The sequence below is a fragment of the Occallatibacter sp. genome (assembly GCF_049582745.1).
GTDB lineage: Bacteria > Acidobacteriota > Terriglobia > Terriglobales > Acidobacteriaceae > Telmatobacter.
In genome coordinates, this window is record NZ_JBAUUO010000045.1 from 125,098 (window position 1) to 146,913 (window position 21,816).

15 protein-coding genes are annotated in these 21,816 nt (G+C 59.9%); 8 read left to right on the top strand and 7 right to left on the bottom strand.

The genetic code is table 11. From position 1 onward, the window contains the following. The first annotated feature begins 112 nt into the window (after nucleotides 1-112). The 3 genes from smc (at nucleotide 113) to solA (ending at nucleotide 5,957) form a co-directional block, all read left to right on the top strand. The gene (gene smc, locus WCA10_RS06140) at nucleotides 113-3,964 is read left to right on the top strand and encodes a chromosome segregation protein SMC (RefSeq protein ID WP_472821623.1); all 3,852 of its coding nucleotides are present in this window, start codon (nucleotides 113-115) and stop codon (nucleotides 3,962-3,964) included. A 169-nt stretch (nucleotides 3,965-4,133) separates the two neighbouring features. Beyond that, nucleotides 4,134-4,772 (top strand): YdeI/OmpD-associated family protein, encoded by a 639-nt coding sequence (locus WCA10_RS06145; RefSeq protein ID WP_472821624.1) that lies wholly within the window; start codon nucleotides 4,134-4,136, stop codon nucleotides 4,770-4,772. Nucleotides 4,773-4,820: 48 nt separating this feature from the next. After that, nucleotides 4,821-5,957 carry an N-methyl-L-tryptophan oxidase gene (solA, locus tag WCA10_RS06150; protein ID WP_472821625.1) on the top strand — a complete coding sequence of 379 codons (1,137 nt, stop codon included), beginning with the start codon at nucleotides 4,821-4,823 and terminating at the stop codon, nucleotides 5,955-5,957. Nucleotides 5,958-6,148: 191 nt separating this feature from the next. Here the strand turns inward: solA and WCA10_RS06155 are convergent, their stop codons facing one another. Beyond that, nucleotides 6,149-8,890, bottom strand: coding sequence for a M16 family metallopeptidase (locus WCA10_RS06155; RefSeq protein WP_472821626.1), 2,742 nt, complete (start codon nucleotides 8,888-8,890; stop codon nucleotides 6,149-6,151). A 531-nt stretch (nucleotides 8,891-9,421) separates the two neighbouring features. On the opposite strand from WCA10_RS06155, the gene WCA10_RS06160 reads away from it, so the two are divergent. The 5 genes from WCA10_RS06160 to WCA10_RS06180 are packed head-to-tail and all read left to right on the top strand — an operon-like array spanning nucleotide 9,422 to nucleotide 13,903. Then, entirely contained in the window at nucleotides 9,422-10,321 is a 900-nt protein-coding gene (locus tag WCA10_RS06160) for a phosphoribosylaminoimidazolesuccinocarboxamide synthase (protein ID WP_472821627.1), read from the top strand. Next, on the top strand, nucleotides 10,318-10,875 hold the full coding sequence (locus WCA10_RS06165) for a CvpA family protein (protein WP_472821628.1): 558 nt from the start codon (nucleotides 10,318-10,320) through the stop codon (nucleotides 10,873-10,875). The genes WCA10_RS06160 and WCA10_RS06165 overlap by 4 nt, the downstream gene beginning before the upstream one ends. A 57-nt stretch (nucleotides 10,876-10,932) precedes the next feature. Then, nucleotides 10,933-11,220 (top strand): helix-turn-helix domain-containing protein, encoded by a 288-nt coding sequence (locus WCA10_RS06170; RefSeq protein WP_472821629.1) that lies wholly within the window; start codon nucleotides 10,933-10,935, stop codon nucleotides 11,218-11,220. 17 nt (nucleotides 11,221-11,237) lie between these two features. Further along, complete coding sequence (locus WCA10_RS06175) at nucleotides 11,238-11,975, top strand: HAD family hydrolase (protein ID WP_472821630.1); 738 nt, start codon at nucleotides 11,238-11,240, stop codon at nucleotides 11,973-11,975. Continuing rightward, the gene (locus WCA10_RS06180; RefSeq protein ID WP_472821631.1) at nucleotides 11,924-13,903 is read left to right on the top strand and encodes a tetratricopeptide repeat protein; all 1,980 of its coding nucleotides are present in this window, start codon (nucleotides 11,924-11,926) and stop codon (nucleotides 13,901-13,903) included. Before WCA10_RS06175 ends, WCA10_RS06180 begins: the two co-directional genes overlap by 52 nt. An 81-nt stretch (nucleotides 13,904-13,984) precedes the next feature. On the opposite strand, the gene WCA10_RS06185 is transcribed toward WCA10_RS06180, so the two are convergent. The 6 genes from WCA10_RS06185 to WCA10_RS06210 form a co-directional block, all read right to left on the bottom strand. Next, a complete protein-coding gene (locus tag WCA10_RS06185; protein WP_472821632.1) occupies nucleotides 13,985-14,968 on the bottom strand; it encodes a DsbA family protein in 984 nt (327 codons plus the stop codon). Nucleotides 14,969-15,006: 38 nt separating this feature from the next. Continuing rightward, nucleotides 15,007-16,665: an NAD+ synthase gene (locus tag WCA10_RS06190; RefSeq protein ID WP_472821633.1), complete on the bottom strand. Its 1,659-nt coding sequence runs from the start codon at nucleotides 16,663-16,665 to the stop codon at nucleotides 15,007-15,009. A 60-nt stretch (nucleotides 16,666-16,725) separates the two neighbouring features. Further along, complete coding sequence (locus WCA10_RS06195) at nucleotides 16,726-18,243, bottom strand: sugar transferase (RefSeq protein ID WP_472821634.1); 1,518 nt, start codon at nucleotides 18,241-18,243, stop codon at nucleotides 16,726-16,728. Between the two features lie 534 nt (nucleotides 18,244-18,777). Beyond that, nucleotides 18,778-19,671, bottom strand: a complete 894-nt coding sequence (locus WCA10_RS06200; protein WP_472821635.1) for an ABC transporter ATP-binding protein — start codon at nucleotides 19,669-19,671, stop codon at nucleotides 18,778-18,780. Between the two features lie 19 nt (nucleotides 19,672-19,690). Beyond that, nucleotides 19,691-20,356, bottom strand: a complete 666-nt coding sequence (gene mobA / locus WCA10_RS06205) for a molybdenum cofactor guanylyltransferase (protein WP_472821636.1) — start codon at nucleotides 20,354-20,356, stop codon at nucleotides 19,691-19,693. Further along, nucleotides 20,353-21,723: a dipeptidase gene (locus tag WCA10_RS06210; RefSeq protein ID WP_472821637.1), complete on the bottom strand. Its 1,371-nt coding sequence runs from the start codon at nucleotides 21,721-21,723 to the stop codon at nucleotides 20,353-20,355. The genes mobA and WCA10_RS06210 overlap by 4 nt, the downstream gene beginning before the upstream one ends. Nucleotides 21,724-21,816 lie beyond the last annotated feature (93 nt).

Consider the following 21,816-nt stretch of genomic DNA (forward strand, 5'->3'; position numbering starts at 1 on the left):
AGACCTGTCGTTGGGGACCCCGGAGAACCATCCAAACGGCACGTGTGCGGCAACTGCCGCGATCGCCGATGCTGAGTTATATCCGTTCGTATCCTGCTGACCCGGAGTGAGCATGCTGAAACTGAAGAGAATCCACATTCTCGGCTTTAAGAGCTTTTGCGACCGCACGGAGTTGACCGTGCCGGGAACGGGTGTCGCGGTGGTAGTGGGGCCGAACGGGTGCGGAAAGTCGAACATCCTGGATGGGGTGAGCTGGGTGCTGGGCGAGCAGAGCGCCAAGAGCCTGCGCGGCGGCAGCATGGCAGACGTAATTTTTGCCGGGACGCGGGAACGGAAGCCGCTGGGGATGGCGGAAGTGACCATCACGATGGTAGATCCGGAAGCGTACGAGGGACCGATCCCGGTAGAGCCGGACGTGGTGGTGGATCACGACGGGCCGGCGGACTGGGATGAGAACGAACTGCGCAAACGGAAAGCCGCGGAAGCGGAAGAGATTATCGCGTCAGAACAGCCGGGGCAGGTTCTGGAGGATGAAGAGAACCCTGGGGAGAGCAGCATGCAGACGCAGGGGCCCGAAGCCGAGGGGGGGATTCAGGCGAGCACGGGTGGACCCCAACCGGTGATGTTGAAGATTCGTCGCAGAAAGTTCAATCGGACTCCGCAAAAGGGCGAAGTGGTGATCACGCGTCGGCTGTTCCGGACGGGCGAAAGCGAATATCTGCTGAACGGAAAGCTGTGCCGGCTGCGCGATATCCAGGACATCTTTATGGGGACGGGCCTGGGGCCGGAGAGCTACGCGATTATCGGGCAGGAGCGCATTGGGCAGTTGCTGAGTTCGAAACCGCACGACCGGCGCGCGATTATCGAAGAGGCTGCGGGAATTACGCGCTTCAAGACGAAGAAGCGGCTGGCGGAATTGCGCCTTGAAAGTGCGAAGCAGAACCTGGCGCGTGTAGACGACATTTTCGAAGAAGTGACGCGGCAGATGAACAGCCTGAAGCGGCAGGCATCGAAGGCGGAGCGGTTTGCGCAGGTGCGCGATGAGCTGCGCGGACGGTTGCGGGTGGTGCTGGCAAGCCGCATGGCGCTGATGGATGCCGAGCAGGCGCGGTTGGAGCAGGAGATTGCCGCATTCGCCGAGAAGATTGCGATCGGCGCTGCCGAGATTGGAACCATGGAAACCAGCCAGCACTCGCTGACGGAGCGCGGGTATGAGTTGGATCGCGAGGGACAGGAAGCGCAGAACCGCGCCAACTCTTCTGCTGTCGAACTGGAGCGGGCGGCGGCGCGCGAACGCAGCAATGCGGAGCGCGTGACGGAACTGGAAGCACGGCTGGCAGCGGCGGCGGGCGAACTGGAGCAGACGCGCGCGCAACTGGGCGGAATTGCCGAAGAGCGCGAGCAGCATCGGATGTTTCTGGAGACGGCGGCGGGAGAAGCGCGGGCGTTCCACGAGAAGGTGGAGGAACGGCAGCACGCAGCGCGGACCGCGGCCGACGAGGTGTTCAACGCGGAGCGGAAGTTGGAGGGAGATCGACGTCACGCGATGCACCTCCTTTCGCTGGCAGGCAACGCGCGGAATAGTACGGCGCAGGCGGAGGAAAGCCTGGCAGCACTGGAGCGCGAGGCCGAGCGGCTGAATGCCGAGATGAGCCAGGCACGCAATGAGCAGGAGACCCTGGGCGTGCAGAGCGGGCAGGCGCGGCTGCGATTTGAGTCGGCTGCGGAAACGCTAAAGAGGCTGGAGATCGAGATTGCGGAGTTGCGCGAACAACTGCAGGCGGGGCGTGCGGATGAAACCGCGGTGCGTGCGCGGGCGAACCAGCTGCGCAGCGAACAGGCGACGGGGGTTGGGCGCAAGGATTCACTGGAATCGCTGATACGGGATCACAGTTATTCGACCGAAACCGTGAGGCGTCTGCTGAAGCCGGGAGCCCTGCAGAATGGGTCAACGCCGGTGGGCACGCTGGCGGACTTTATCGAAGTAAGCGGCGAGCATGAAGGTGTGGTCGACGAGTTTCTGCGTGAAGAGCTGAATTATGTCGTTGTGAAAAGCTGGCATGCGGCGGAGGAAGGCGTGCGCGTGCTCAAGTCCGGCGTGGATGGGCGGGCGACGTTTTTGATTCATGACTCAGCGCAGGCTGCGCTTTTTCAAGAGACGGCGGAGACGATTGCCCGACCGGGAGTGACGGCGCTGAAGGATGCGGTGCGCGTGCTGAACGGGTTCGGACGGTCGCTTGAAACCATTCTGCCGAAACTGCGCGATGGATACCTGGTGGAGACGGCGGAGCTGGCGCAGGCGATGGCAAATGAGCACACGCACGCGTACTTCCTGACGCCGGGGGGCGAGTGCTTCCACAATGCGACGGTGACCGGCGGCAAGCCGGCGAGTGCCGGTCCGCTGGCGCTGAAGCGCGATCTGCGCGAGACGGAGATGCGGCTGGCGACGCTGGAGCGCGACCTTAGTCAAGCCGAGTTGGAAGCGTCGATGCTGACGCGGCAGATCGAGGAGATGACGGCACTGCTTGAGACGCGCAGCGAAGAGCGGAGACTGGCGGAACGTGACGCGGCAGACCAGGGCGCGGCGCTTAAGCAAATGGAGAACGAATCGCAGCGCATCGAGCGGCGGTTGCAGGAGTGGATGCTGCAGGCCGGGCGGAACAAGGAAGCGCGCGAGGCAAAGCATGCTGTCATTGAGCAGAAGCGCGAAGAGGCGGTTCGGCTGGAGGGCGAGCACACGACAGCCGAGGCCACGCTGGAGGAACAGCAGAACCGGCTGGCAACCATGCGGCAGACGCGCGAGACGCTGCAGCATGAAGCGGCGAAGTTGACGGCGGAGCTTGCGGGACTGGAAGAGCGGCGGCGCGGCGCGGAGGCGGCGTTCCAGCGGATCGACCGCTTGCACAGCGATCTGGAGCGGCGGGTTCTGGCGATTGAGCAGCAGCGTGCGGCCGCGGAAGCAGAGAAGGACCAGCGCATCCGGGAGAGTGCGGAACTGGCGCAGCGCCAGCAGGAGTTGGCCGCGCTGAAAACGGAGGCGCTGGCACTGGCAGAGACGGTTGTGGCGCAGGCGCATGAGGTTCGGCAGCAGCTTGCGGCGATGGAGACGGAACTGAAGACGGCGCGCGCGTCACTGGACCAGTTGCGCGACGATCGCAGCGGCAGATCGAACCAGGCGGCGAAGCTGCGTTCGGACCTGGAGCACCTGGAAGCGAGTTGCCTGGCCGAAGTGAATGCGGAGGCCGCTGAATTGCGCGCGGATGCGGAGATTGTGCGCATCGCCGATGAGACGCTGGGCGTTGAGGAAGAGACGTGCAGGACGCTGCGGCAGAAGATCGAGCAGATGGGTCCGGTGAACATGATGGCGCTGGAAGAGTACAAGGAGACGGCGGAGCGGCATAGTTTCCTCGAGACGCAGCGCAGGGACTTGATTGAGTCGATCGAGAATACGCAGGAGACTATCAAGGAAATCGACCAGATTTCGCGGACGAAGTTTGTCGAGGCGTTTGCGCGCATCAATGAGAACTTCGGCCAGGTGTTCACACGGCTGTTCCACGGCGGGCAGGCCTTTCTGCGGCTTACAGATGCGGAGAACCAGGCAGAAAGCGGGCTGGAGATTGTGGCGTCGCCTCCGGGGAAGAAACTGCAGAATGTGCTTCTGCTCTCTGGTGGCGAGAAATCGTTGACCGCCTTGGCGCTGTTGGTGGGAATCTTCCAGTTCCGGCCAAGCCCATTTTGCGCGCTGGACGAAGTGGATGCGGCATTGGACGAGACCAACGTGGGCCGGATTGCGGAACTGCTGCGCTCCTTGAGCGGCGAGACGCAGTTCCTGATTGTGACGCACTCGAAGCGCATGATGCATGTCGCCGACATGATTTATGGCGTGACGATGCAGGAGCCGGGCGTGTCGAAGGTGGTGAGCGTGAAGCTGGGCGGGCAGGAACAGCAGAGGGCTACGGCATAGGGCTTCGCGCTCCTGATGTCAGCATCTGTGCTTTCCCATGTCTCAGAAGCGAGACCCCTCGGGTTCGCTCAGGGCAGGCTCTGGGGCACCCAACATTTCCTCCGGACAGACGTCTCCTAAAACTCTGCAAATCCCGTTACACTATTCTGCAAACCTTGAGGAGTGAACTGTGAGTCCAACTTCCTCTTTTGATCCTCGTGTCGATGCGTATATTGCGAAGGCGAGACCCTTCGCACAGCCTATTCTTTTTGAAATTCGCGAACTGGTACATAAGGCTTGCCCTGGCGTCGTCGAAACCATGAAGTGGAGCCGGCCTTTTTTCGAATACAAAAGCGCGATTGTCGGCAACATGTCGGCGTTCAACGAGCATTGCAGCTTTGGTTTCTGGGGTGAAGAGATCTCCGCAGTGCTCCGGGACATGAAGGCGTTGAAGCCGGGCGCCATGGGCTCGCTTGGCCGCTTGACCAGCGTGAGTGATCTTCCGTCGAGGAAAGAAATGCTCGGCTTGTTGAAGCAGGCTGTTGCGTTCATCGACAAAGGCGAATACACGAGTCCGATTGCGGCTCGGCAAAAGGTGGTGAAGGCCCCGGCGAAGCCGATCGAGCCACCACCGGAGTTCGCGAAGGCGCTGAAGGCCAACAAGAAGGCTGCGGCGGTGTTTGCGGCATTCAGTCCGAGTTGCAAAAAGGAATACGTGGAGTGGATTGCGGACGCCAAGCGGCCAGAGACGCGCGATAGGCGAATTGAGACGGCGATCGAATGGATCAGCGAGGGCAAGCAGCGGAACTGGAAGTATCAGAACTGCTGAGGTCGAGAGCATTCACGCTTTAAATCCCGACTTTCAGAATTGAGCGGTATGGCGTACGACGTCATTGTTCTTGGACTTGGCGCGACGGGGAGCGCGACTGCGCAGCATCTTGCGGAGCGGGGCAAGCGCGTGCTCGGGATCGAGCAGTTCACTTCGCCGCATGACAAGGGATCGTCGCATGGCGGGTCGCGGATGATTCGCCAGGCGTATTTTGAAAGTCCGGATTACATTCCACTGGTGTTGCGCGCTTACGAATTGTGGCGCAGGCTGGAAAAAGATATGGACGCACGCCTGCTCAACATCACGGGTGGCATGAACATTGGCTCGGGAGAAGGCGAACTGGTGAGGCGCACGATTGCGGCGTCAACAGAGCACTCGATTCCCTTCGAGGTGCTGGAGGGCCGCGAGATCAACGCGCGGTTTCCGCAAGTGTTTCCGCTGGCGGGCGATGTTGCCGTTTACGAGACGAATGCCGGATATTTGTTTCCCGAGGAATGCATCCGCGCACAACTGGCGCGGGCTTCGCGGGCTGGAGCTGAACTCCAATTCGAAGAGAGCGCTCTGGCGTGGTCGGCGGAGGGCGGTTGCGTTGAGGTGCGGACCGGCAGGGGCACCTACAGCGCGGGACACCTGGTGATTACGGCGGGGCCTTGGGCGAACCAGGCGCTGAATGGGATTGTTCCGCTGCGGGTGACGCGGCAGGTGATGGCGTGGATTGCGCCGAGGACCGGCGTGACGCCGTTTTTGCCGGATCGCTTTCCGGTGTTTCTCTGTGAGGATGCGCGCGGCGGGGCGCATGGATACGGCTTTCCGGCGATTGACGGGTTGGAGGGCGGGATGAAGGCAGCAATCCATGGGAGCGCCGATGTGCGCACGCCGGAGAGCGTCGACTGCGAGATTCATGAGCGCGATCTGCGGAGGATTGTGGAGCAGTTGCGGATGCGGATTCCGGCTTTGGATGGCAAAGTATTGCGCGCGCAGACATGCATGTACACGATGTCGCCGGATGAGCATTTTGTGATTGGGGCACATCCGCAGTTTGCGTCGTGCTCGATTGCGTGCGGGTTTTCAGGGCATGGATTCAAATTTGCCAGCGTAGTCGGGGAGATTCTGGCGGACCTGGCGATAGGCGGATCGACATCGCATCCGATCGGGTTATTTTCGCCGATGCGTTTTCAATCGTGATCGCGAGAACATTGAGTTTCGCGTTTTCCATCGTGGTGCGGACTGATGCGATTGAAAAGCAGGTCCTTCGGCTTCGCTCAGGATGACGGGGTAGGTTTGTGCTCTCCCATCCATGACGCAAAATCGCGTCATGGATGGGGCACCCAGCTTGGTAATGGCCGACTCTGAAGTTCGACGATTGAGTGTTCGCCCTATTGGTAGGCGCCTACCTTTTTGAAGTCACCGCCTTTGACGATGGTGAAGGCGGCTGGGTTGACATAGTGTTTGAAGGCGTCGTTCACCTCCTGCGGTGTGAGCGCAGCGACGGCGGCTTCGAGCTTGGCGTCCCATTGCATGGTGCGGCCCCAATATTCGTGGCTGATGAGAAGCGAGGCGATGGAGCCTTCTTCAGAGCGCTGGACGGTGCGTGCGTCGAGCCAGGTCTTCTTTGCCTTTTCCACCTCGTCGGCGGTGAAGCCGTCTTTGAGCGCGAGGGCGAGTTCCTCGTTGAAATCGGCTTCGACCTTGGGCATGTTTTGCGGGGCGGCGATTGCGAAGCCGATCATGGCGGCGGCATCGTCCTCCGTTGGAATCTGGAACTGTGTGCCGGCGCCGTAGCTGAGGCCGTCTTTGACGCGGATGCGGCGGAAGACGCGCGAGTTGGGTGAGCCGCCGAAGACCATGCCAGCGATGGTGAGAGCGGGGTAGTCGGGATCAGTGTCTTTCATTTTGAGCGGCATGGCGGCGAGGAAGAGCCCGTTCTGCTTGTCGGGTGTTTCGATCTTGTGATTGACGGCCTCGACCTTGGTGTAGGGATCGGGGACACGCTGATAGTGGGCTGAGCTCTTCCAGTCGCCGAAGAGTTCGGTGACGAGCTTGCGCATCTGCTCGGGATCGAACTGGCCGCTGAGGACGATTTCGCCCTCGCCGGGGCCATAAAGCTTCTGGTAAAACGAGCGCACATCGTCGAGAGTGACTTTCTTGTCGTCTTCAATCTCTTCGTCGAGCGTTGAGACGTAGTGGACCTGGCCGCGTTTGTACTGCGCGTTGAGATGGCGATAGAGGTCGATCTGGACGAGGTTGTTGGGCTCGGTCTTCCCTTCTTCCGCGCTGGCGATGCGCTGCTGGCGAATCTGCTCAAATTCGCTTTCGGGGAAGGAGGGTTCGCGGAGCAGTTCACGCACGAGGCGCAGGGAGTCAGCGAGATTTGCATCGAGGGTGCGGACGGTAGCGCTTGCCTGATCGACGCCGCCGTTGACGCTGATCTGCGCTTTGAGGTGATCCGTCTCATCCTGGATCTGCTGACGGTTTTTGTTTTTGGTGCCGCGCATGAGGAGCGAGCCGGCGATATCGGCGGCAGTGCCTTTGCCTTCGAGAGATTTTCCATCTCCGAAATGGAGGTTGATGCGGGCCACGACGGTGCCGCCACGCGTCTTTTTGGGGAACATGACGAGTTTCATGCCGTTGGGCAGTTTGGCGCGGATGACGCGGGCCTCGATGTTCTGCGGAGTGGGATCGAAGGATTCGCCCTGCGCTATGGCCGCGCCGCCCTTGTAATTCTTGAAGATGTCGGCGGGATCGGGAGTGGCCGGAATTTCGGCACGATCGGGCGCGGTGGTGGGAATGAATTCGCCGAGGGTGCGGTTGGAGGATTTGAGATAGGCCTTGGCAACGCGGGTTACATCGTCAGGCGTGACCTTGGCGACCTCGTCGCGGGTGAGGAAGAGCAGGCGCCAGTCGCCGTCGCCGATGTAGCCGCCGAGCATGAGGGAGACAGTCTGGGAGTTGGTGAGCGCCAGTTCAATGTTTTTGAGGATGCGTCCCTTGGCGCGATCTACCTCTTCCTGCGTGGGTGGAGTGGCGGCGAGGCCTTCAATCACTTTGAGCAGAGCCTGCTGGGCGTCGTCAATGGATTGATCGGGCTTGAGCTGTGCCGACGCCAATGTGAAGCCGGGGTCGTGCATGTGGTTGGCGTACATGAAGACTGAGACAGCCTTCTTCGAGTCAACGAGCTCCTTATAAAGGCGGCCTGTTTGAGGGGCGCCAAGAATCTGCGCGGCAACTTGCAGGGGAGCTGCGTCAGGATGCAGGGCGGCGGGAATGTGGTAGGCGACCATCACATCCTGGATGTTCCCGACGCGGCGGAGGATAACGGAGCGCTCGCCTTCCTGGGTAGGCTCGGAGGTGTAAGGCTGGGTGAGAACGCGCGAGGGCCTGGGGATGGCGCCGATGGTTTCGGAAACCATGCCGAGGGCCTTGGCCGGATCGAACTGGCCGGCAATGATGAGATCGGCGTTGTCGGGCTCGTAGTACTTGCGATAGAAGACAGCAAGATTCTCAATGGGAACGCGCTCGACGTCCGTGCGATTGCCGATGACGGTTTTGCCGTAGTTGTGGAAGTTGTAGGCAGAGGCGAGGACGCGCTCTTCCAGGACTTGGGTCGGGTTGTTTTCGCCGGCTTCCATTTCGTTGCGCACGACCGTCATTTCGGAATCGAGGTCTTTCTTGAGCATGGTCATGCGGACCATGCGATCGGATTCAAGACCCAAAGCCCAGCGGAGGTTATCGTCGCTAGCGTTGAAGGTTTCGAAGTACATGGTCTGGTCGTAGTTGGTGGTTCCGTTGAAGAAGCCGCCGGCCCTGTCGGTGAGTTCCTTGAAGAGTTCGCGACCGGAGGTGGATGTCTTGAAGACCATGTGCTCGAGGAGATGAGCCATCCCGGTTTCGCCATAGCCCTCGTTGCGGGAGCCCACGCGGTAGACGACGTTCACGGTGATTTTGGGCTTGGAGTCATCGGGAAACAGCAGGACGTGAAGGCCATTTGGGAAGGCGTATTCGGTGACGCCCTCGATGGAAGTCACTTTCTGAACGCCCGCCGGCAGGTTCTGCGCAAAGGATGATGCTGTAAGAACAACGACGGATGCGACGAGGAGGAGGAATCGCTTCAAGCCCATGGTCTATGCCTCTCAGTGGATTTTCGAATTATATCGAGAGTCGGGGGGGGCGCCGTCGAGAGCGGGAGCAATGCGATCCGACGGAGATGCAGATTCAGTGAGTGCCCGGACAATATGAAGAGGGTGTAGCGACAAAAAAATCGCCCCCGAAGGAAACCTACGCTTCGGAGGCGCTTGCTTGTGAATTCACAAGATGAAGACGGGGACCAGTAGCTGGCACTGGAGGTCGGTAGTACACAGCTACTGGCGATCCCAATAAAACGAAGCTAGCCGCGGCTTCCCCTTTCCACTGCTGCCTCGTGCCGCCCGGCTCAAAGGAGTTTTCTTACTCACTCCCGAACCTTGGTGACAAATGAAGTTTCGCCTAAGTCCTTCCGGGACTCCGTGACGGCTGTCACAGGGCATTGTGCAATTCCCGGTGCGGGGGGGTGCAGGTTTCGTGCAGGGAAAGACAATGGATCGGGCGCGTTTGACAAAGCTGGGCGCGGGCAAGAAAATCGGAGATTCACGACGCCGAGGCAAGATCCTAATATGACAGCACTTTTGAAGACAGATTTAGGCACGACTCCGCTCATCGGCCGGGGCAAGGTGCGCGATTTGTATGCCGTAGGTGACGCGCTGCTGATGGTGGCGACGGACCGCATCTCGGCATTCGATCACGTACTAGGCACGGGGATTCCAGGCAAGGGCAAGATCCTGACGCAGATTTCGCTGTTCTGGTTTGAGCTGGTGCGCGAGATTGTGCCGAACCACCTGATTGCCACGAAGGTCGCAGATTATCCGCCCGAGCTGCACAAGTATGCGGATCAGCTTGCAGGCAGGTCGATGCTGGTGAAGCACGCGCAGATGTTTCCTGTGGAATGTGTAGCGCGGGGATATCTTGCGGGGTCGGGGTGGAAGGAGTACAAGGCGACGGGGGCAGTATGCGGGATCAAACTGCCGGCGGGATTGCAGGATGGATCGCGATTGCCGGAGCCGCTGTTTACCCCGTCGACCAAGAGCCAGGACGGAACGCACGACGAGAATATTTCGTTCGCGCACGTGGAGCAAGTGGTGGGAGCGGACGTGGCGCATGAGCTGCGGCGACTGACGCTGGCAATTTATGAGAAGGCAGGCAGGCACGCGGAGTCGCGTGGGCTGATCCTGGCCGACACCAAGTTTGAATTCGGAATGACGCAGAATGGCATTGTGCTGGCGGACGAGGCGCTGACGCCGGATTCATCGCGCTTCTGGGAGGCTTCATTGTGGAAACCGGGCGGAGCGCAGCCGAGTTTCGACAAACAGTTTGTGCGCGATTACCTGGAAAGCATTCACTGGAACAAACAAGCTCCCGCTCCGAGTCTTCCCCAGGACGTGGTGGAGCGTACACTGCATAAATACCTTGAAGCTTTTCGCCGGTTGACGGGACAGGAGCTGGACGCACAGGCATGAACATAAACGGATTTACGCTGGTCGATTGGATCATCGTGGTGGTGATGGCAGCCGCGGTACTGGCGGGTCTTGCGCGGGGATTCTTTCGTTCGGCCTGTTCGCTGGCTGGGCTGATCGCGGGGCTGGCGCTGGCGTCGTGGAACTACTGGCGGCTGGCGGCCGTGCTGAAGCCGCTGATTCATTCAGTCGCAGTGGCGAACGCCGTCGCTTTCCTGGTGATTGCGCTGCTGGTGATGGCGATTGCGGCAATACTTGGTTCGATCCTGGCCAAGCTTTTTGAAAAGGTCGGCCTGGGTTGCCTGGATCGTTTAGGCGGTGCGGTTTTCGGTTTCGTGGAAGGGATCGTATTCGTGACTGTGTGCCTTCTTGTTACGGTCGCGTTCTTTCCAGAAACAGTGTGGTTGACGGAAGCAAGGTTGCCGCGTTATTTCTTCGGTGCACTCCAAATAAGCGTTCACGTTACGCCGTCGCGACTGGGCGACCGTGTGCGCAAGGAATTGCAGACGCTGGAATCGGAATCGCAGCAGTTGATCCACGAGGAAAAGGTCAAATAATTTTTCCGCGGGCTGAAGCCTGCCGGTTGTGGCAATCTAGTAGAGCAAGAGGTTGACGTGAGACGAGACCTGGACAGCCTGGTAACACAGATGCATTCCACCGGAATCCGCTACGAGGATGCGGTGAAGGAGTTCAAAAGACAATATCTGCGCGAAGTGCTGGCGGCCAACAAGGGGAACCAGTGTAAGGCAGCAGAAGAACTGGGAATCCACCGCAACACGCTCAGCCGCACGATGGCTGAACTGGGCATCAGCCTGGCAGAGATTCGCGCCGGGCTCAAGCGTCCGCCACGCAGTGAACGTCCTATATTCGGAGCCGCACGCCACGGTATACGCCAGGGCTAAGCCAGCTTCGCATCGGCATGCAGACAACCCAACAGAACAACGAAGCGCGAACTGCAATTAAGAGCGGGTTTGCCTGGGATGGGCAGGACGCGTACTTGTTCGATATCGACGGCACGCTTTTGCGGAGCCGCGACCGCGTACACATGGACAGCCTGCCCACGACGGTGCGGGAGGTGATGGGACTCGAGGTCTCGCTCGAGGGTGTTTCGCTGGCCGGAAATACCGATACGTCGATCCTGCGCGAGGCGTGCGCACTTGCTGGGGTTCCAGCGGATGTGCTGGAGCCGCAGATGGCGGCGATTCTTAAGGGAATGTGCAAAAACGTGGCGGACCGACGCGATGAGTTGCGACCTATCCTGATGCCGGGCGTGGAAGAGACACTGCGTCACCTTGCCGACCATGGCGCGACGCTGGGCGTGGCGACAGGTAACCTGGAGATGATTGGCTGGATCAAGGTGGAGCGCGCGGGACTGCGCGAGTGGTTTCGATTCGGCGGATTCAGCGATCACTTCCCTGTTCGCGCAGAGCTGGTGGGGCATGCAGCGAAGAAGGCGCGCGAACTGGCGGGGGCGCAGGCGAGCGTATGCGTTGTAGGCGACACACCGCGAGACATTGAAGCGGCACATGCGAACGGCCTGCCGGTAATCGCGGTCGCTACCGGACATTTTTCGTTTGACGAATTGCTCGAGCATGAGCCGGAAGCATGCGCGACGACGCTGGCCGATCTGCTGGCGGCGACGCGGGGCAACTTATGAAGACGGTGCGCGCAGGTTTCGCTGCGATTGTTGCCATACTGTCGATGGCGGCGACGGCGTGGGCGCAGCAGGCGCAGACGCCTGCACCGTCGAATGCATCGGGGAGAGCCGCTCAGACCGAGCAGGCGAAGGATAAAACGTCCGCAAGGAAGATTACGGGCAGCGATCGCAGGCGAGCAACCAAGCTGTATCTGCGGGCGACGAAGCTCTTCGAGAAGCAGCAGTATGACGAGGCCGTGCGCGATTACGAAGAGGCGGCGGAACTGGATCCGGGAAATGTAAATTATGGCGCGGCGACGGTGGTGGCGCGCAGTCATGAAGTGACTGCGCTGATCCAGACGGCGGCCAAGGCGCGCATTCGCGGGGACAAGACGGCGGAGCAGGCGGCATTGCAAAAGGCGGCAGCACTGGATCCTCACAACATCGAGGTTGCGGAGCACCTGGATGAGATGGCGGCCGATGTGGCGGCGGCGGAAACAAAGCCGCTGTACGAGCAGGGTGTGGATTCGCTGGCGCCTGCCCCGGTGCTGGAGCCGATCGCAGGAACGCATAGCTTTCATTTGAAGACGGATCGACGTTCGGTGATCCAGACAGTGTATCGGTCGTTCGGAATTGAGGCTTCGGTGGACCAGAGCGTGACAGGGCCACCGATGCGCTTCGATATGGACGATGCGACGTTTTTGCAGGCGACGCAGGCGGTGAATATGGCGACCGATTCGTTCACGGTGCCGCTGGATGCGCACCGGGCGCTGGTGGCGAAGGATACACGCGAGAACCGGCAGCAATACATGCGCCAGGAGTTTGAGACGGTCTACCTGGGCGGGCTATCGACTGCGGAGATGACCGAGATCGGAACCCTGGCCAAGAATGTGTTCCAGCTGCAACAGGTGGTTGTGCAGCAGAGCTCAGGAACGCTGACCGTTCGCGCGGCGACGGACAAACTGAACGCGTTCAATGCAACTCTGCGCGAGCTGCTCGACGGACGAAGCCAGGTGCTCTTGAATGTCCGGCTGATCCAATTGGCGCACACCAACCTGCGCAATACGGGTGCGCAGCTGCCGCAGCAGATCACGGCATTCAATGTGCTTGCGGAAGAGCAGTCGATTCTGAATCAGAACCAGGCGCTGGTGCAGCAGATTATTTCGTCGGGCTTGGCGTCGCCGGGCGACACGCTGACGATTCTTGGAATCTTGCTGGCGTCAGGACAGGTTTCAAGTTCACTGTTTCAGAACGGCATTGCTTTGTTTGGCGGCGGACTGACGTTGTCGGGACTGTCGCCGGGGCCCGCGACATTCAATCTCAACCTGAACTCTTCGGAGTCGCGGGAACTGGACGACCTTCAGATGCATTTGGGCGACGGAGAACAAGGCACGATCAAGAGCGGATCGCGGTATCCGATTGAGACGTCGCAGTATTCGAATCTGGGCACATCGGGCATCAGCATTCCCGGCCTGACGACGGCGGGGACCTCGGGAAGTCTGAGTTCCCTACTCTCGCAGCTGAATGCGGGGTCCCAAACGATTCCGCAGGTGGAGTACCAGGACCTGGGGCTAACGTTCAAGGCGACTCCGCGCGTGGTGCGCAATGGCGATGTGGCGCTGACGATGGATTTGACGATTACAGCGCTGGGCGGTGCGTCGCTGAACGGGTTGCCGATCCTGAACAATCGCAGCTACTCCGGCGTGGCCACGCTGAAGGATGGCTCCGGCGTGGTGATCGTGAGCCAGGTGGACAAAGAAGAGAGCCGCGCTCTGAGCGGGCTGCCGGGACTGACGGAGATTCCGGGGCTGAACACAGTGACGGACACGGATGTTCAGCGGAATTATGCGAGCCTGCTGATCATCATTACGCCGCACGTGATTCGCGGGACGCAGGCGGCGGGACATTCGCCGATGTTGCGGATCGAGCGGGGACAGACAACACCGTGATGGCTTCCCTCCCACTCATGCGCAAAAAGCGCGCATGAATGGGGCACACGAGCAATGGTCTGTGTCACTTCAAAAACACAATTACTGGGCGATACCGTCCAGTCTGGCTTGATACTCGATGATCTTCTTCAGCGTTTCGTAGGGAGCGTTGGCGGGAACTTCGCGACCGTTGATCACGAGTGTGGGCACCGCGGAGATGTCGAGATCCTTGCTGAGTTGAGAAGAGGCGTCGACGGTTGCCTTGGTCTCAGGCAATGCCGCGCAGGTCGAGACTTTGGCTGGATCGAGCCCTGCCTTGGTGGCGGCGCTGTTCAGGGTAAGGGTGGCGCCGTCGGCCGTTGCCAGACCTTCCTGCCCGTCGAAAACCGCGGATGCAAACTGGAAGAAAGCCGTGCTGCCGGCGAGCTTGGCCACGCAGGTTGCATATTCGGCGGCAGTCAGGGACTCTGGATGAATCGAGACCAGGGGGTCGTTCTGGAAGACGATACGCGCCTTGGGAAAATCGGCGACGAGCTTATCCATGTTGGCTTGCGCGGCTTTGCAATGGGGGCACTGGAAGTCAGCGAACTCGACGAGTAAGAGATCCTTGCCCGCTGAGCCGCGATACGGCCCGTTGGCACGCTCCTGGAGGATGGAGCGGTTCTCGGCAAAGGGATGATCGCCAAAGGGGACGATTCGTTCGCCCACGATGATGTGCTTTTGATCGGGGGTGGTGAAGAAGGCGAAGCGATAGGGTTGCTGCTTGCCGGTCTTGTCGCCGATGAAGACGATGACCTTGCTGATGCCGGGGAGTTGGGTCTTCTGAATCGCCTGGACCTGCCACATGGAGTTGGCGTCGAAGCCGAGATTGGCCTGCATGAAGGCGTTGACGACGTCCTTGGTGGGAGCGGTGGCGGTGAAGTCAGCCGGATCAGGCGCAGGAAACACCGGGGCTTTCGCTTCTGGCGCCGTGGGCTGGGGAGTGGGCGAGGTGGGTGTCTGTTCCTGTGCTATGACGTGATTGATGGGAGAGAAGAGCATGGCCAGAGCAATTGCAGAGGCCAATCGAGCGGAGTTACGAATCAAGCGAATTTCTCCTTCAGCGGCGGGAAGACTCCCGACCTTTAGCTTATACCTGCACTTACCTGCACTTTGACGGCAATGGGAAAGCGGCGTCCCATGCCGAAGGACTTTGACGTGACCTTGAGAACCGGGGCGGCCTGCTGGCGTTTGTACTCCGAGCGTTCCACCAGGCGCACTATCTGTTGGACGAGATCGAGGGGAAAACCATTCTTCTGCGCGATGCATTCCGGGGTCTCGTAACGCTCGACGTAGGCCTCGATGATGGGATCGAGGACCTCGTAGGGCGGCAGTGAGTCCGTGTCCTTCTGTCCGGGGCGCAATTCCGCGGAAGGAGGTTTCTCAAGAATGGGGAGCGGGATGACTTCGCGCTCGCGATTGAGCCAGCGGCAGATCGCGTAGACACGCGTCTTGATGAGGTCGCCGATAACGGCAAGGGCGCCGACCATGTCGCCGTAGAGCGTGCAATAGCCAACGGCCATTTCCGATTTGTTGCCGGTGGTGAGAACCAGCGAGCCAAACTTGTTGGAGAGCGCCATGAGCAGGTTGCCGCGAATGCGGGCCTGCAGGTTTTCTTCGGCGAGTCCGGACTGCGTGCCTTTGAAGAGCGGCTCAAGAGCCTGCGTGTACTGGTGGAACAGGTCGCTGATACCGATGAGTTCGAAGCGAATGCCGAGATTGGCGGCAAGAGCGCGGCTATCGTCGATGGAGCCCTGCGAGGAGAAGGGGCTGGGCATGCCGATGCAGAGCACGTTCTCCCTGCCAAGAGCTTCGGCGGCAATGGCGGCAACCAGTGCGGAGTCGATGCCGCCGCTGAGGGCGATGAGGGCTTTGCTGAAGCCGCATTTGCGGACGTAGTCGCGCGTGCCGAGGACGAGGGCGCGCCAGGCGGCTTCGGTGTCGTCTTCCAGCGGATCGGGGATCGGCAGCGCGTCGAAGGGATCGACGATGACGAGATCTTCTTCGAAGGATCTTGCCTGGGCAATGAGTTGGCCGCGGGCGTCGATGGCGAGGGAGGAGCCGTCGAAGATGAGGCTGTCGTTGCCGCCGACCTGGTTGCACATGATGACCGGGACGTGGTCGCGTTGGGCGATCGCAGCAAGCATCTCGCGGCGTATCTTGCGCTTGGAATGCCAGAAGGGCGAGGAGGAAAGGTTGATGTGGATGGCTGGATTCTGGAGCATCAACTCCTCGAGCGGATCGAAGGAGTAGAGACGGCGCGGCCAGAAGTTCTTGTCGTTCCAGGCATCTTCGCAGATCGAGATCGCGAGGCGCACGTTGTCGAGTTCGACGACCCGCTGCCGGCTGGAAGGCAGGAAGTATCGCTGTTCGTCGAAGACGTCGTAGAAGGGCAGCAGGCGTTTGTGCTGCTCGAGAAGGACCTCACCGCGGTCGATGAGAACCGCGGCGTTGACCGCAGGCTTGCCGGCGTCGGGCGGGGCGGGCAATGCGACGCCAGCGACCAGCGCGGTGGGCAGGTCCCGTGTGGCCTCTGCAAGTTCATCGACGGCCCGGCGGCAACGGGCGAGAAAGCTCGGCTTCTCAAGGAAGTCGGCGGGCGGATATCCGCAAATGGCCAGTTCGGAGAAGACGGCTAGACGGGCTCCCTGGTCGGCAGCGCGACGGGTGACTGAACGAATCTTTTCGAGATTGCCGGTGAAATCCCCGACCGTGGGGTTGATCTGGGCCAGTGCGATCTTCACAGTTCCAGTTTAAAGCAGAGATCAGGTGTCAGGGACCAGGTGTGCGGAGATCAGTAAATGCTAGGTGCCGGTGCCGGAAAAGACGACGCCGACGGTGCGAATGATGATCTTGATGTCGAGCCAGAGGCTCCAGTTTTCGATGTAGGTGACGTCGAGGGAGACGTAGCTGTCGAAGGAGGGATCCTGGCGACCCTGTACCTGCCATAGACCCGTGATGCCGGGTGTGACATCGAGGCGGCGAAGGTGGCTGAGCTTGTACTCCATGACTTCGCTGGCCAGCGGCGGGCGCGGCCCGACGACGCTCATGTCGCCGCGGAGAACATTGATGAACTGCGGCAACTCATCTAGGGAGTATTTGCGGAGAAAACGGCCGAAGCGGGTAATGCGGGGGTCATTGGAGATTTTAAACAGAACGCCGTCGCGCTCGTTCATGTGCAAAAATTCGGCACGGCGCTTATCGGCGTCGTGCACCATGGTGCGGAACTTGTAGCAGTGGAACACGCGGCCTTTCTTGCCGATGCGTTCGCAAGCATAAAAGATCGGCCCCCTGGATTCAAACTTGATGGCAATGGCGACGAGCAGGAGGAAAGGGGAAAGAGCCAGAAGCAGAAGGCTGGAGAAGAGGATGTCAAGTACGCGTTTAAGTACGAATCCGAGCTCGGGAACATGGCCGCGATGCAGAGGGATGGTCGGGAACTGGCCGATGTATTCGACTGGGCTGTTCCAGGCGAGGCCCTGGTAAAGATCGGGCACGATGCGCAGATCGACGCCGTGCATTCGGGATTTCTCGAGTACATCGAGAACGACGCCGCGCTCGCAGGGCGTGGTGAAAAAGATTTCGTCGACGAATTGTTTGCGTGCGTGCTGAAAGAGCGTGTCGAGGGTGCCGACGACATCGCCGCTTGAAGACATCATGTGCGAGGAGGCGCCCGGGAAATCGATAAAGCCTTTGAACGTGTAGCCGAGGTGACGAATGCTTTCAAGGTGATGACGGAGCGCATGCGCTTCGGCGCCGGTGCCGATGATGAGGACGTTACGGGTGTCCTGACCACGTTCGAATCGGCGATACATCAGGGTGCGGTAGATGAGGCGGCGAAGGCACAGACAAACCGTGACCAGAACCAGTGTCAGGAGAACGATGCCCCTGGGAATATCTTCGGCACGAACAAGATAGAGGGTTCCGGTGAGCAGCAGGCCGGAGGTGAAGCAGACCTGGACCGTGAGGCGTTGTTCGTGCAGGAAAGAGGTGAGACTCTTGGGTGAATAAAGGTTGAGCCGTCGGCTGGAGATGACGAGGGTGATGGCAAAACCGCAAACCAGGCCCAGCAGAATCCACATGGAACGGCCGTTGAAGAGCGTTCCCTTGTAAAAGGCACGCGCTCCCACGACAGCGGTGGTGTGGCGTTCGTAGACTGTGGCAATGATCGTGGCGACCAGGACGGTGAGGAAGTCAAGAAAGATCCAGAACTTGACCTTGCCTTGCGAGCTGCGTGAAGCGTCCCGCGCGGTGTCCGCCGACCGATCGGATGGGGTCGCAACAGAAGCTGAGACTCTTTGCCAGAAATCGGATGTTGCCATATCCGTCCGCTAACCTCAGAAGCCCAAAGCTACAGTTGGAAAGTGGGGGTGGATTCTCGCTTGCAGGAAATATTGGGGAACAGAATGCCTGCTGGCACAATGGATACTGAATGTTGGAAGATTCAAGTTTGCGAAAGGTTGCTCTAGCGGCGGCACAAACGCTGTTACCGTCATTACTTTCGTGACGTGAGGGGTGCGGCTTCCGCACGGAGGGAATGGCGTTGATTTTTCTTCTTCCTGGAATGCCGTTCCTCGGATGATTATTTCGAAGCTCAGGGACCTTTGGAGCACTCAAACCTCATATTGAGCGAACTGCTTCGGTTAGGGATTTGTGTCTTTCGCGGGTCATTCAATTGCAACTTCTGCGGGGCGTGACACAAAGGCAACGAGTGAGGTGCAAAGGACCGTCAATAAGGAATCGTCTTGCGCATTCCTGAGATCTTCCAGCCGGTCTGGCGTTCATTGCTCTGCTTAGCCGGGGGAAGAGAGTCTTCAACCGAATTTATGAAGGACTCTTTATAAAGTCATCAACTCTTAAACTGAAGGTAACACATAGGCATCGAGGGTGAGAAACTGCTGAATGTTGGGATCGGGGGACGCAACGAAGTCGCGGAGAGGCCCGAAAAAAGCCGCACGCCCCTCATGCAAGAAAAGCACGGAATCGGCGAGCCGCTCGGCGAATCGCATGTCGTGAGTGACGATAATGCTTGTAAATCCAAGCTGTTGCTTGAGTCGCTGGATGAGCCCACCGAGTCTGCGGGCGATGATGGGATCAACCATTGTTGTGGGCTCATCGTAAAGAACAATCTCAGGCTGGGAGGCAAGAGCGCGCGCAATGGCGACGGCGCGACGGCGGCCAGTGGACAAACTGGCAGGTAACGCATCAGGTACGTCCTCGGCGCCGACAAGGCCGAGAAGACGGTCAACGACCTGCTGGATCTGGTCCTCTTCCTGCCCGCCGCGTTCGCGCAGGGGGAAGGCCACGTTTTCGCGGACGGTGAGCGAATCGAAGAGAGCTCCATTCTGAAAGACCATGGTGACGCGCTTGCGAATGGCCTGCATTTCCTCTTCGGTGTAGGCATTGATTTCCTGGCCGTCGACGCGGATGGAACCAACTTGCGGCTTAAGAAAGCCCATAAGGATGCGGAGCGCGACGGACTTGCCGACTCCGCTGCGGCCGAGGATGCATAGGGTTTCGCCGCGATTCACGGAGAAGCTGACGTTGTCGAGGACCTTGCGTTCGCCGAACCACATGGAGACATGGCTGAAAGAGATGAGAGGCCAGGTTGTGGGCTCTTCGTCGGTTGGTGCGGGTTTACCCCCAGCGATGTCAGACAGGACATCCCCGGCGATTTCGGGGACCTCGGGGATCGGCACATCGGAAGTTGGAACCCCGGTGGATTCGGAGGTGGGGTCGGGAGTGGCCACGAGATCAGATTACTTGAAGTTAGCGCCCGGCGAGGAGGGCTTCGGCATGGCGGAGGTCCTGGGGTGCGTTGATGTTGAGGAACCAGAACCCCGGGGGAATGGCCTGGGGACTGGAGACCTGGCCAGCCTGAAGCAGCAACTCAACGGGCAGAACAGCGAGGGGCCTGGAAAGACGGCTCGACGCGGTACGGAAGGCGCGGAGGGAGTTGCGGTCGTTGGAATTGAGGCTCGATTGGAGCGAGGCGAGCGCGGCAGTGTCGATGATGGCCGGAAAGGTCTGAATGAAACCGGCAACAGAGACAACGGTGACGACGGACTGGGAGACGGTCGCGTGATGAAGAAGATAGACAATGAGGCTCGCAGGCAGGAGCGGCAGATCGACGGGCAGGAACACGGCAAGAGGGGCAGAAGCGTTTGCCAGAGCAGAACAAATGCCGGAGAGGGGGCCAAGGCCTGAGCGCGTGGGGTCGTCCGGCAGGGTTGGAGCAAAAGAGGAGAGATTGCTTTGGGCGCCGGCGATGCAGGGATTGAGCCCGGCGGAACGGATTAGATTGCAAGCATGTTGGACGAGAGGAACACCTGCGAGGAGGGTGAGTGCCTTGTCATAGCCCATACGGGTGGACTGTCCGCCGGCAAGGATGAATGCGTCGGGGGTCATCGGGAGGAGGGGGTGGGGCAGGCTCAACGGCCCGCCTCCTCCAGCAATCGGATCAGGGAGCGGATGCCAAGTTCAAAGTTCTTCAGATTGAATTTTTCGTTGGGGGCGTGGAGGTTGTCGTCGGGGAGACCAAAACCCATCATGACGCTGGGCAGGCCGAGGTGGCGGTCGAAGTCGCCGACGATGGGGATCGAGCCGCCGGAGCGGATGAAGACCGTGTCTTTACCCCAGACTTCGTGGAGCGCGCGGGTGGCGGCCTGAATGTATTGGTTGTTAACCGGGACGATGCAGGGGTCGCCGGAGTGGATGAGCCGCACGTCGACGTCGACGCCGGCGGGAGCGATCTTTTCAACGTAACTTTTGTATTGGGCGAAGGCTTTGGCAGGAGTCATGCCGGGGACAAGGCGCATGGAAACCTTGGCAAGAGCCTTGGCCGGGATGACGGTTTTTGCGCCGGCGCCGGTGAAGCCGCCGGGGATGCCGTGGACGTCGAGCGTGGGACGGGCCCAGGTGCGCTCAAGGACGCTGTAGCCTTTTTCGCCGACGAGCTGGCGTGACCCGACTTCAGCGATGCGGTAGTGCTCTTCGTCGAAGGGAAGGCTCTTCCACGCGGCGAGTTCTTCGGGGCTGGGAGAAATGATGTCGTCGTAGAAGCCGGGGATGAGGATATGGCCGTTCTCATCCGTGAGGCGGGCGATGATTTGCGCAATGGCAGTGAACGGATTGGGAGCGGCACCGCCGTACATGCCGGAGTGGAGATCGGTCTTGGCGCCCCGCACTTCGAGCTCGGTGTAGATCATGCCGCGCAGGCCAACGCAAAGCGTGGGCAGGCCGGGGGCGAAGAGCTCGGTGTCGCAGACGAGTGCGAAGTCAGCTTTGAGATTGGCAGGTTTGGAGGCGACGTAATCGGCAATTCCCTCCCCTCCAACTTCTTCTTCGCCTTCGAATAAAACGCGGACGTTGAGGGGTAGAGATTTGTTCGAAGCCAGCAAAGCTTCGAGGGCCTTGACCTGCATCCAGACCTGGCCTTTGTCGTCGACGGCGCCGCGGGCGTAGATATTGCCGTTGCGTTCGGTAGGTTCGAAAGGGGGCGAGAGCCATTCGTCGATCGGATCGGTGGGCTGGACGTCGTAGTGGCCGTAGATGAGGACCGTCGGTTTTCCAGAGGCATGAAGCCAATCGGCGTAGACGAGCGGATGGCCCGAGGTGTCGATGAGGTGGACGTTCTCCATGCCGATGCGTTTGAGTTCGGAGGCGAGGAATTCGGCGGCGCGGCGGCAGTCGGCTTTATGTTCGGGGAGCGTGGAGATGGAAGGGATGCGGAGAAGGTCTTTGAGTTCATTCAAAAAGCGAGGGTGATTATCGGTTGCAAAACCTACAGCAGACGAAGACATGAGTTTCGCTCCTCAAATGCGGATGTAACAGTCAAAACAAAAGTAGCTGATAGTATAGGCGCTGCGGCCAGTCCGATCATGTGAAAGGGTCCC